General features: G+C 55.9%; 12 protein-coding genes. 7 read left to right on the forward strand and 5 right to left on the reverse strand.

Annotated features, from left to right (window positions below):
* Nucleotides 1–18: 18 nt before the first annotated feature.
* Complete coding sequence (locus WBC85_RS12220; RefSeq protein WP_424437455.1) at nucleotides 19–288, forward strand: DksA/TraR family C4-type zinc finger protein; 270 nt, start codon at nucleotides 19–21, stop codon at nucleotides 286–288.
* A 22-nt stretch (nucleotides 289–310) separates the two neighbouring features.
* On the opposite strand, the gene WBC85_RS12225 is transcribed toward WBC85_RS12220, so the two are convergent.
* The 3 genes from WBC85_RS12225 to WBC85_RS12235 all read right to left on the reverse strand — a co-directional run bounded on the left by WBC85_RS12225 (nucleotide 311) and on the right by WBC85_RS12235 (nucleotide 3448).
* Nucleotides 311–2128, reverse strand: a complete 1818-nt coding sequence (locus WBC85_RS12225; protein ID WP_424437424.1) for a M3 family oligoendopeptidase — start codon at nucleotides 2126–2128, stop codon at nucleotides 311–313.
* Nucleotides 2129–2201: 73 nt separating this feature from the next.
* Nucleotides 2202–3134 carry an alpha/beta fold hydrolase gene (locus tag WBC85_RS12230; RefSeq protein WP_424437427.1) on the reverse strand — a complete coding sequence of 311 codons (933 nt, stop codon included), beginning with the start codon at nucleotides 3132–3134 and terminating at the stop codon, nucleotides 2202–2204.
* A 23-nt stretch (nucleotides 3135–3157) separates the two neighbouring features.
* Nucleotides 3158–3448: an SCP2 sterol-binding domain-containing protein gene (locus tag WBC85_RS12235; protein WP_424437430.1), complete on the reverse strand. Its 291-nt coding sequence runs from the start codon at nucleotides 3446–3448 to the stop codon at nucleotides 3158–3160.
* Nucleotides 3449–3581: 133 nt separating this feature from the next.
* Here WBC85_RS12235 and WBC85_RS12240 point away from each other — a divergent pair, with 133 nt between their 5' ends.
* The 5 genes from WBC85_RS12240 (at nucleotide 3582) to WBC85_RS12260 (ending at nucleotide 8473) form a co-directional block, all read left to right on the forward strand.
* Nucleotides 3582–4139, forward strand: a complete 558-nt coding sequence (locus WBC85_RS12240; RefSeq protein WP_424437433.1) for a tetratricopeptide repeat protein — start codon at nucleotides 3582–3584, stop codon at nucleotides 4137–4139.
* Between the two features lie 23 nt (nucleotides 4140–4162).
* Entirely contained in the window at nucleotides 4163–6901 is a 2739-nt protein-coding gene (locus WBC85_RS12245) for a helicase-related protein (RefSeq protein ID WP_424437436.1), read from the forward strand.
* On the forward strand, nucleotides 6898–7272 hold the full coding sequence (locus WBC85_RS12250; RefSeq protein WP_424437439.1) for an RNA-binding S4 domain-containing protein: 375 nt from the start codon (nucleotides 6898–6900) through the stop codon (nucleotides 7270–7272). Before WBC85_RS12245 ends, WBC85_RS12250 begins: the two co-directional genes overlap by 4 nt.
* A 49-nt stretch (nucleotides 7273–7321) precedes the next feature.
* Complete coding sequence (gene fdxA, locus WBC85_RS12255) at nucleotides 7322–7660, forward strand: ferredoxin FdxA (protein ID WP_424437442.1); 339 nt, start codon at nucleotides 7322–7324, stop codon at nucleotides 7658–7660.
* A gap of 294 nt (nucleotides 7661–7954) precedes the next feature.
* On the forward strand, nucleotides 7955–8473 hold the full coding sequence (locus WBC85_RS12260) for a CarD family transcriptional regulator (protein ID WP_424437445.1): 519 nt from the start codon (nucleotides 7955–7957) through the stop codon (nucleotides 8471–8473).
* Nucleotides 8474–8542: 69 nt separating this feature from the next.
* Here WBC85_RS12260 and cobS read toward each other — a convergent pair whose 3' ends face one another.
* Entirely contained in the window at nucleotides 8543–9295 is a 753-nt protein-coding gene (gene cobS / locus WBC85_RS12265; protein ID WP_424437447.1) for an adenosylcobinamide-GDP ribazoletransferase, read from the reverse strand.
* Between the two features lie 78 nt (nucleotides 9296–9373).
* Between cobS and cobT the strand changes: the two genes are divergently transcribed.
* Entirely contained in the window at nucleotides 9374–10381 is a 1008-nt protein-coding gene (gene cobT, locus WBC85_RS12270) for a nicotinate-nucleotide--dimethylbenzimidazole phosphoribosyltransferase (RefSeq protein ID WP_424437449.1), read from the forward strand.
* Between the two features lie 86 nt (nucleotides 10382–10467).
* Here cobT and WBC85_RS12275 read toward each other — a convergent pair.
* Nucleotides 10468–11043 (reverse strand): NAD-binding protein (locus WBC85_RS12275; protein WP_424437452.1); only part of this gene is annotated, 576 nt, incomplete at its 5' end.

Consider the following 11043-nt stretch of genomic DNA (forward strand, 5'->3'; position numbering starts at 1 on the left):
GCCTTATGTGCTGCAATAATGGCTGGGGGCTGGGCCAAAGACGGGGCTGTGTCCGAACAGATTGAAGCTTCAATCACGGACGAGCTGGCGCGGATGAAAGCGCAGCGTCAGCCGGTCGGGGAAAGCCTGACGCATTGCGCCGAGTGCGAAGAAGAAATTCCAGAAGCGCGGCGTCTTGCGCGGCCCGGCGTTAAGCTTTGCATCGAGTGCCAGCAGGAACGCGACGGGCAACATAAAAGCCGCGCCGGGATTAATCGGCGCGGCTCTAAAGATAGTCAGCTGAAATAAGCGCGTTGCGCGCGCTTATGCGCTAGCCCATCGCTTCCAATTCATCAATCATGTCCGAAATCATCGACAGGCCTTTATCCCAGAATTTGGGATCGGACGCATCCAGGCCGAACGGCGCAAGCAATTCTTTGTGGTGCTTGGAACCGCCAGCTTTGAGCATGTCGAAATACTTCTCTTCAAAGCCCTCTCCGCCCTCACGGTAAACTGCATAAAGCGCGTTCACGAGACCGTCACCGAAAGCGTAGGCGTAGACGTAAAACGGCGAGTGCACGAAGTGTGGGATATAGGCCCAGAAGGTTTCATAGCCCTCCATAAAGTCAAAGCAGGGTCCAAGGCTTTCGGCCTGCACGCTCATCCACAGCGCGTTGATGTCTTCGGGTGTGAGTTCACCGCCGCGCCGTGCCTCGTGGAGTTTGCATTCAAAGTCGTAGAACGCGATCTGGCGCACGACCGTGTTAATCATGTCCTCGACCTTACCCGCGAGTAGGATTTTACGTTCCGCTTGGGTTTCTGCCTTTTCCAACATTTTCTGGAAGGTCAGCATTTCGCCAAATACGCTGGCTGTTTCGGCCAAGGTCAGTGGTGTCGAGGACAGCATTTCACCCTGCGCTGCCGCCAAGACCTGATGCACGCCGTGGCCCAATTCATGGGCCAACGTCATCACATCACGGGGTTTGCCAAGGTAGTTGAGCATTACATAGGGGTGAACATCCGTTACCGTAGGGTGCGCAAATGCGCCGGGCGCTTTGCCGGGCTTTACGCCCGCATCGATCCAGCCATCTTTGAAGAAGGGCGTTGCGATTTCGCCCATGCGAGGATCAAAGGCGTTATAGGCCTCCATGACCGTTGCTTCGGCTTCGTCCCATCCGACAATCTTTGTATTTTCCATCGGCAGGGGCGCGTTGCGATCCCAGACCTGCATGCGATCCAGTCCAAGCCAGCCGCGCTTCATTTCATAATAACGATGGCTGAGTTTCGGATAGGCGTTCACCACTGCGGTGCGCAGGGCTTCGACGACCTCTGGCTCTACATGGTTGGAAAGGTGGCGCCCTGTTTGCGCCGTTTCCATGCCGCGCCAGCGATCGATAATTTCTTTTTCCTTGGCTTGGGTGTTGTGAACGCGTGCAAAGGTTTTGATGTTCTGGCCCAAAACGCGCGCAACTTCGCGGCTTGCTGCTTCGCGTTTGGTGCGATCCTGCTCGGTCAACAGGTTCAGCGTGCCTTCTATGTTGAGGGTTTCGCCATTAACCTCAAACGTGAGGCCCGCAATTGTTTCATCGAACATGCGTTCCCATGCGTCGCCGACAACGCCAAGGTCATGCAGGAATTTTTCAAGCTCATCGCTGAGTTGATAAGGCTTCATTGCGCGGATGCGCTCAAAGACCGGCTTGTATCGGGCAAGATCTGAATTCGCCGCGAAATGTGCGTCGAGGGCATCGTCGTCCAAGCGGTTCAATTCTAAAGTGAAAAACACCAAAGGCGTGGTGAAGTTGGTGATCTTCTCCTGCATGTCGGACATGAATTTCGCGCGATCCGCGTCGGTGGTTAGCTGGTAATACCGCAGACCCGCAAAGGACATAATGCGCCCAGCGATTGAATTGATCCGTTCGTTGCGCAGCACGCACTCCAGCATCGCGGCGGCGTCAAGCTTGTCGAGTTTGCCCTCATAGTCGCGCGCGAAGCTGGCGCAGGCTTCTTCAAGCCAGTCCAGATCGCGTTTGAGTTCGGGTGCATCTTCGCTTGTGTAAAGATCGCTCAGATCCCATTCAGGCAAGTTGCCAAAGCTGTCAGAACCGTTGCCAGCATTGGCATCACGAACGGGGAAGGGAAGGTGGAGCATCGAAAAACCTCATATCTCTTTGCGCCGTAACCTATGCACCCTCATCCAGAGTTAAAACCCGTAAAGCGCTTGTTTATAGCGTGTCGAGAAAGGCAATCATCTGGCGGCTCATCGCGGCGCGCTTTTCGGGACCTTCCATGAAGCCCTCATGTTCGCCGTCGTTGATTATTTCCAACGTTCCTTTAGGCCAGCACTGCATTTTCGTGTGAATCGCGCTTGGCTCTACGATGCGTTCATTGTCACCCAGAAAGGTTAGCGCAGGTAGATCAGGCGCGGGCGCGCGCATCAGCGCGGCGCACTCATCGACAGCTAAACGCACCCAATCAAGGCTGGGACCACCCAGTTCTAGCCCAGGCACTGCGCGAATTTGATCGCCCATCATTTTCCACATTTTCGCGTCGCGGGTCAGCGTGTTGTCCTGAAACGGATCATTCAGAATGAAGCTGCGGGCATTTGTGCCGGGGGCTAACGTTGCGCCCAGACCAAACATTGCAGCAACCCGTGACACCACCCAAGCGACGGGTCGCAGGGCAGGAGCCATGATGATCCCCCACATCGGTGCGGAAAAGACAGCGCCTTTAACTGGCAATCCTTCGATCAATGCGCGCAATCCGATGCACCCGCCCATCGAATGCGCGACAATCGCTTTGGGGGCGGGCAGGCCTTCAGCGCTGATCGTTTCCATCAACGTAGCAATATCTTTTTGGTAGTCGCCAAAGTCCCCGACATGGCCGCGATATGGATCATCGAGCAAGCGATCGGACAATCCCTGACCGCGCCAGTCAAGCGAGGCGACGGCATAACCCGCGGCTTGTAGATCGGCCGCAATATGCGCGTATTTTTCAATATATTCGGTGCGACCGGTAAAGATCAGGATGGTTTCCTTGGCCCCTTCAAGTGGCCAAAGCCCAATGCGTAGACGCACCCTATCGCTGGTCATACGCCAAAGCGCATAGCCATTGCCTGGACCATCGCAAATTTCCGGGTGATAGGGTGCGTCTGTCATTTAGATATACCAATTCAAGAAAGTTAACTCAGTACTGCACCCAGCTTCATCGCTGTGCCCATGTCACCGTCTACCGCCAGCTTGCCCGTCATAAAGGCTGTTGTGGAATTCAATTCGCCTTCCAGAATGGCCTGAAACGTTTCCGCATCCGCCGTTAGCGTAACATCCGCCTCTGCATCAGAGGCTGACGCACCGTCACTGTCGATGCGCACTGCGCCTTCGCCTTCGATTTCGAATTTTGCGCTGCCGTCAAAATCTGCTCCGGCAAGCTTTTCATTCAGGGCTGCAACAGCCGCATTAATAATATCGCTCATTTTCGCTCTCCGCTTCGTTACTTCATCGCATCTGGCATCTTGCCGAACATGCGCTACACTCTGATATATGAGAGCGTTTAACCCAACTCGCAAACCTTACCTTGCGGCAGAGCCACGTAAACTTATCAGCGCGATGTTTCTCGCGCTAGTGGTGTTTTCCATACCCTATACGGCTGCAGTGCATGCGCAAGACGCTCCTGCAAAAAGTGCGGCTGACGTCGATGTCGCACTATTGCTTAGCCAATTGCGTAAGGCAGATGCCCAAGATGCAGATCGTATTGCGCGCCAGATCAAAGGGACGTGGTCGCGTTCGGGCTCTGCATCCGCGGATCTGCTGCTCAAGCGTGGACGCGATGCGTTGCGAGCAAAGCAGCCAAAGGTTGCCATTGAACACCTAACCGCCCTTACGGATCACGCGCCTGATTTTGCCGAAGGCTGGCATATGCGCGCCAGCGCGTTCTATCAGGAAAAGCTCTATGGCCCCGCTGTTGAAGACCTCTCGCGGGTGTTGGCCCTTAATCCAAACCACTTCGAAGCGATTCAGGGTCTGGGCGCAATTTTCGAGCAATTAGGCGATAAAGCCCGCGCTTATGAGGTCTATGAGCAAGTTCTTGCTATACATCCGCATCACGCAGACGTACTCGAAGCGATGGAACGGTTGGAGACGACAGTCAAAGGTCCAGCCCTGTAAGTAAAAAGTGTTTGAGGGCGGAAATGGACGCGCAGTCACGTATCATTGCGGTTCTCGGACCAACCAATACGGGTAAAACCACCTACGCGATCGAGCGTATGCTGGGATATCGCACCGGCGTGATCGGATTGCCTTTGCGCCTGCTGGCCCGCGAGGTTTACGATCGTATCGTTGCGCTGCGCGGCCCTTCTGTGGTGGCGCTTGTCACAGGCGAGGAACGTATCGTTCCGCCGCGAACCCAATATTGGGTCTGCACTGTTGAGGCTATGCCAGAGGGCATGGGCTGTGATTTTCTTGCGGTTGATGAAATCCAGCTGTGTGAGGATCCCGAGCGTGGGCATGTGTTCACGCAGCGTCTGCTTAGCGCGCGCGGCCAGCATGAGACGCTGTTCATGGGTGCGGATACCATGCGCGGCCCGATTGCCTCGTTGATACCGGATGCCCAATTTATCGCCCGCGAGCGGATGAGCCAGCTTGGCTATGCGGGTGCCAAGAAGATCAGCCGTATGCGTCCGCGCAGTGCAATCGTCGGTTTCTCGGTCGAGAACGTTTATGCCATTGCCGAACTGATCCGCCGCCAGAAGGGTGGGGCGGCTGTCGTCATGGGCGCGCTAAGCCCACGCACGCGCAATGCGCAGGTTGAAATGTATCAGAACGGCGATGTGGACTATTTGGTCGCCACGGATGCGATTGGCATGGGGCTTAACCTCGACATCGATCACGTTGCCTTTTCCGCGCTTAGCAAATTTGATGGGCAGCGAATGCGCCCGCTTATGGCGCATGAGTTGGCGCAGATCGCAGGGCGCGCAGGGCGCGGTATGAAGCCGGGTACATTCGGTGTTACAGGAGAGGCTCAGCCGCTAAGCGATGAATTGGCCCGCGCGATTACAGAGCATCGCTTTCAACCTGTTGGCAAACTGCAGTGGCGCAATCCCAAACTGCAACTGGGCCGGCTGGATGCTTTGATCGCATCGCTTGAACAGCCCAGCCATGACGAACGGCTGGTGAAGTCGCGTGAAGCAGACGATCTTCGCGTCCTCAAAGCCCTCGCGGGAGAGGCCGAGATCGCTGCGCGCGCCAGCGATGCGGCCTCTGTCGCGCTTCTTTGGGATGTGTGCCGTATTCCCGATTTCAGGGGCATCAGCCATGCAGAACACGCCAATCTGCTGGAAGGCATTTACACCTACCTGCATCAATCGGGCCGTATTCCGAACGATTGGCTGGCCCGTCAGATCAAACGCATTGATCGTACCGACGGCGATATCGACACTTTGTCTAAACGATTGGCGTTTATCCGCACATGGACTTATGTCGCACAGCGTTCTGGTTGGACGGATGACGAAAATCATTGGCGTTCCCAGACACGCGCTGTAGAAGACCGCTTGTCAGATGCGCTGCACGAGCGTTTGACCCAAAGATTTGTGGACCGGCGCACATCCGTGCTTTTGCGGCGGCTCAAACAAAAGGAGGCCCTTTTGGCCGAAGTAAACGATAAAGGTGAAGTGACCGTCGAAGGTGAATTCGTGGGTCGTTTGGAAGGTTTCCGTTTTTCGCAGGATAAGTCCGCGAGCGGAAACGAAGCGAAAACGCTGCGCGCGGCCTCGACCGAGGCGCTTGCACCGCATTTCCATTTGCGCGCGGACCGCTTCTATAATGCGCCCGATACAGAGATTGATTTTACCGAGCAAGGCGGCCTGATGTGGGGCGAATACGCGGTTGGTAAACTGGTCGCTGGCGCAGAGCCATTGAAGCCGCAGGTCCAGGCCTTTGTCGATGACGAAGCGGGTGCGGACGTGGCTGAAAAGGTTACGCGTCGTTTGCAGCATTTCATTGATCGCAAGATTGCGCTGCATATGGAGCCTTTGCTGAACCTGCAAAAGGACGACACGCTTTCTGGCATGGCACGCGGTTTCGCGTTCCGCCTGATCGAGGGCTTGGGTTTGATCGCCCGCTCTGACGTCGCTGAAGATGTGAAAGCATTGGATCAGGATGCACGCGGCGCGTTGCGCAAGCATGGTATTCGCTTTGGTCAGTTCACAATCTTTATGCCGCTCTTGCTGAAACCTGCGCCGACGCGTTTGCGTTTGGTGCTCTGGTCCCTCGCGGCAGGTCATCAGGAATTCCCCGAAGCACCGCCCCCCGGTTTGGTTACCGTGCCCTCGGACGAGCATGCGCCAGCGGGCTATCACCTTATGTCCGGCTACCGCGCCGCAGGCGCGCGCGCGATTCGCATTGATATGTTGGAACGCCTTGCCGACATGCTGCGCGGCGAAGACAGCCGTGGTGGCTTTGAAGCCAAGGCCGACATGCTTTCGATCACTGGTATGACGCTGGAGCAATTCGCAGACCTTATGCAAGGTCTTGGGTATAAAGCAGAAAAAGGCGAACGCGTTAAGGTTAAGGCGGCTCCTGTCGTTGATGCCAAAACCGAGGAGGCGACTGTGAACCCTGTTGCGGAAGCGACAGAACAAGAGCCCAAGGTTGAAGAGCCTGTCGTCGCGCAAGAACCAACAGCGGACGAGCCTGTAGAAATGGAGGCCTTCTTTACCTTCACGTGGGGCCGTGCGCGCCAGCAAAATCACGCTGACAGCCGCCCGCGCAAGCAGGGCGGCGCACCCAAAGGCAAGGGAAAGCCACGCGGCAAACCTGCTGGCGGCGGTAACAAGGCGCAGAACTTCTCTGCCCGCCCACCAAAGGCAGAAAAGAAGATCGACCCAGACAATCCGTTCGCAGCGGCATTAATGGGCCTTGCGAAAAAGTGAGCGAGGCAGCTGGAAAGCTGCGCGCAGACAAATGGCTCTGGCAGGCGCGGTTCTTTAAGACCCGTAGCCTGTCGGCCAAACTCATCACTGGCTCACACCTTCGGGTGAACAGTGACAAAGTGATGAAAACATCCGCAACCGTGAAGGTTGGCGATGTTTTAACCTTCCCGCAGGGTAATCACATCCGGGTTATTCGGGTCGAGGGCATCGGCACGCGCCGCGGCCCGGCGAGCGAGGCACAAACGCTTTATACGGATCTAAGTCCTCCCCAGCCGCGCGATATCGGCAAACCCTATGCGGAACGCGGTGGGCGACCCAGCAAGGCAGAACGCCGCATTGGTGAGCAAATCAAGCGCGGGGAGCTTGAATGATCGCGCAGCTTGGACTAGCTAGTCCGCAACCGGATTTGAGGCACGTTCCATGACCTATATCGTCAATGATGCTTGCATCGCTTGTAAATACACCGACTGCGTCGAAGTTTGTCCCGTAGATTGCTTCTACGAGGGCGAAAATATGCTGGTGATTCATCCAGATGAGTGCATCGATTGTGGTGTGTGCGAACCTGAATGCCCGGCTGATGCGATCCGTCCTGATACAGAGCCGGACATGGAGAAATGGGTTGAGTTCAACCGCAAGTACTCCGAGCTATGGCCCGTGATTATCACCAAGAAAGACCAGCTTCCCGACGCGGAAGAACGTGATGGTGAGGAAGGCAAGCTAGAGAAGTACTTCTCTGAAAAGCCTGGCGAAGGCGGCTGAAAAGGCGCGAATCAATCTGCGATCATGTCTGCTGACGCGCAGCCCTGAATGTCGCCCGACTTCCTTTATCTTGTTGGTGCTTTGATAGGTTTCACGGCTTTGTTAATGACCCACTGGCGAGACGCCTTATTTTATGATATGATAAGTGCAGATGATGAATGATTGCCTGACACTTTTCTGTTTCTGCTTAACCGCAAAATAGTACCACCAATATGGAGCGAGGTGCGCTGACTAAGGTCTGCGCCCCCGTTTTTGTTGTGTCTGATGATCCCGAGACTGGCGAGGAATGCCCGTATGAGTAAGTCGAAGAACCTTGATTTTCGCCCTGATGAATTTGTAGTTTATCCGGCACATGGCGTTGGAAAAGTTGTTTCTGTTGAAGAGCAGGAAATCGCTGGTATCACGCTAGAGCTTTTTGTCATTGCCTTTGAAAAAGACAAAATGACCCTACGTGTCCCGACGCATAAAGCGATTGAAATCGGTATGCGTTCGCTTAGCTCGCCTGACGAAGTTGCACATGCAATGAAAACGCTGAAAGGTAAAGCCAAGGTCAAACGCGCCATGTGGTCCCGCCGTGCGCAAGAGTACGAGCAAAAGATCAACTCTGGCGATCTGATCGCGATTGCCGAAGTGGTGCGCGACTTGCATCGCACCGACGATCAGCGTGAACAAAGCTATTCAGAGCGTCAGCTTTACGAAGCTGCCCTTGAGCGTCTGACCCGTGAAATCGGTGCAGTTCAGGGCGGCGACGAAGACGGCGCTGCGCGTCAGATCACTGACGTCCTAATGTCCCGCGCGCCCGCTGCTGCATAAGCCGCCGCCGCGTCTGGGAAAATGAAAGGCCGCGCTTTTGGGAGGAGGCGCGGCTTTTCTATGTCTGAACTATCCTGCAAGTAGTGTTATAAGCAGGGCAACTTCAGTCACTTGCTGCACGGCACCGCACACATCGCCCGTTTGCCCGCCAATCTTGGCCTTGGCAAGCCGAAGCGCACCAAGCAAGGCCAAGGCGGCAATCACGCTTGCAAATATGCCTTGCAGTCCAAGCCCGATCAAAAGAGCGAAGACACCGATGGCTACTGCTTTAAGCGCGGCCTCAAAGGAAACCCGACCAACGGAATGGGACAACCCTGCTTCGCGGGCAGGGGGAAGCGCGTGCATCACTGTTGGCATTACGGCACGTGACGCGACATGGACCGCAATAAGCGGTAGTACCCAGCTTTCCCAGCTGAGGATTTCCAGAACTGCGCCGAAACGGATGCCCTGTGTGACCAGCAAGGCCAGCACGCCATAGGTGCCGATCTGGCTGTCCTTCATGATTTTCAAGCGCATGGCAGGGTCCCAGCCGCCCCAAAACCCATCGGCGCAATCGGCCAAGCCATCCTCATGCATTGCGCCGGTAACAATTGCCCCTGCACCCAAAGACAAAAGTGCCACGCACCAGAGTGGCAAACCTAACAACAGCGCGAGCGCGGCTGCAATGCATGCGATCGCGCCGGTTGCAATCCCGACGAGCGGATAGGCCCAAGCAGCCTGTGCAGAGCGCTGATAGTCAGGCTCTCCAAGTTTGATTGGTAAGCGTGTGAGCAAAGAAAGTGCCACAAGCGCATCACGAAAGAAGTCGTTTTGGAGTTTCAAGAGGGCCATTCCTGCCTTGTCGCTGCGTTTGGGTTCGTTAAACACGGATGTAGATTGGCTTACAATGAAAGACCCGAGATGGCTGCATTTTCCTCGCTTGATGATTTCCGCGCGTTGCTTGCTAACATGCCTGCGCATGACGCTGCTGCACAGACCGCTGCCGCAGAGCGCAATTCACAATTGACCAAACCACCCGGTGCGTTGGGGCGTCTAGAGGATCTCGCGATCTGGTATGCAGGGTGGCGCGGGACGGATCGTCCGCGAATTTCCAAAAAGCAAGTTGTTGTTTTTGCGGGAAATCACGGTGTCACTGCGCAGGGTGTTTCGGCATTTCCTGCTGAGGTCACTGTCCAGATGGTTGCCAATTTTGAACATGGCGGCGCCGCTGTTAACCAGTTGAGCCGCGTTGCAGGCGCGCAGATGTCTGTGCACGCGCTGGATCTCGAGACACCGACACAGGATTTCACCCAAGCGGCTGCGATGAGCGAGCAAGAAGTCGTCGCGGCATTGCTTACAGGGTGGACTGCGGTGGATGCGGATACCGACCTGTTGGTTGTTGGCGAAATGGGCATCGGAAACACAACCTCCGCAGCAGCCATAGCGAATGCACTATTCGGCGGTGAGGCATCGGATTGGACCGGGCGTGGAACGGGTGTTGATGATGCAGGTCTTGTGAATAAGACCCGCGTTGTGGCCGAAGGGGTTGCGAAACATAACTCTCAAGACGCGCTTGAAGTGCTGCGCTGCCTGGGCGGACGCGAGTTGGCAGCCATGGCCGGTGCGATTGCGGCTGCGCGGAGCAAACGCATTCCGGTTATCCTTGACGGGTTCATTTGCTCGGCAGCTGCTGCTTGCCTTGCTCAGGCGCAAGGCGGTGCACTCGATCATGTGGTCGCAGGCCATCTCAGCCAAGAGGGCGCACATGGAAAGCTGCTCGACGCGCTGGGTAAGACACCATTGCTTTCGCTGAATATGCGGCTTGGCGAAGGTTCGGGTGCGACACTGGCGATTAACATTCTTAACGCAGCAGTTGAATGTCATTCAAGCATGGCAACATTCGCTGAAGCGGGTGTCGCGGCAGGGTAGCCGGATTTCCGATCGCCAAAGCGATCGGACCGTCTGGGAGACCAGTCCCCCAGACCCCCTAGGATATTTATCGAGAGAGGAAGAGGTTAGCCTTTGGATGCGTTGCTGTCTTCGAGTAGCGTGAACAGGGACGCTTCCAGATCGCGCTCCAGTTCTTTTGCGCGTGCGATGTAGGCTTTGTTTTCGCCCGAAGATGTGTTCGGATCCCAGACTTCGGCCAGTTCGCGGATCGCGTGACGGTCATGGGCATAGAAAGTTTTTTCTGCTTCGGCGGCTTCAAATTCGGACAGCCCAATGTTTTCAAGCGCATAGCGGCCAGCGCGCAAGGAGCTGTCGAACATTTCGCGCACGATATCATTTGCACCCGCGTTATAAAGACGAAACACATCGCTTCGGTCACGCGCGCGCGCGATGATGTGCAGGTCTGGCCGCTCTGCGCGGGCATAGGTAACCAGCTTAAGCGTGGCGGCTGGATCATCAAGGGCGACGACGAGTACGCGCGCATCCGCTAATCCGGCCGCGCGCAGCATGTCAGGACGGGTGGGATCACCGAAAAACCCTTTGAAGCCAAAGCGACGCATGAGCTCGATGGTCTTTATATCGTGATCAATCACGATTGTTTTGAAGCCAGAAGAGCTGACCAAGCGGTTTACGATCTGCCC

This window comes from Planktotalea sp. (assembly GCF_049680325.1).
Lineage (GTDB): Bacteria > Pseudomonadota > Alphaproteobacteria > Rhodobacterales > Rhodobacteraceae > Planktotalea.

What these genes read in the sequence shown, in the direction of transcription:
- cobT (WP_424437449.1), top strand. Translation starts at nt 9,374, where the DNA reads ATGGCTGCATTTTCCTCGCTTGATGATTTCCGCGCGTTGCTTGCTAAC.
- fdxA (WP_424437442.1), top strand. Translation starts at nt 7,322, where the DNA reads ATGACCTATATCGTCAATGATGCTTGCATCGCTTGTAAATACACCGAC.
- WBC85_RS12225 (WP_424437424.1), bottom strand. Translation starts at nt 2,128, where the DNA reads ATGCTCCACCTTCCCTTCCCCGTTCGTGATGCCAATGCTGGCAACGGT.
- WBC85_RS12245 (WP_424437436.1), top strand. Translation starts at nt 4,163, where the DNA reads ATGGACGCGCAGTCACGTATCATTGCGGTTCTCGGACCAACCAATACG.
- WBC85_RS12230 (WP_424437427.1), bottom strand. Translation starts at nt 3,134, where the DNA reads ATGACAGACGCACCCTATCACCCGGAAATTTGCGATGGTCCAGGCAAT.
- WBC85_RS12240 (WP_424437433.1), top strand. Translation starts at nt 3,582, where the DNA reads ATGTTTCTCGCGCTAGTGGTGTTTTCCATACCCTATACGGCTGCAGTG.
- WBC85_RS12220 (WP_424437455.1), top strand. Translation starts at nt 19, where the DNA reads ATGGCTGGGGGCTGGGCCAAAGACGGGGCTGTGTCCGAACAGATTGAA.
- WBC85_RS12260 (WP_424437445.1), top strand. Translation starts at nt 7,955, where the DNA reads ATGAGTAAGTCGAAGAACCTTGATTTTCGCCCTGATGAATTTGTAGTT.
- WBC85_RS12235 (WP_424437430.1), bottom strand. Translation starts at nt 3,448, where the DNA reads ATGAGCGATATTATTAATGCGGCTGTTGCAGCCCTGAATGAAAAGCTT.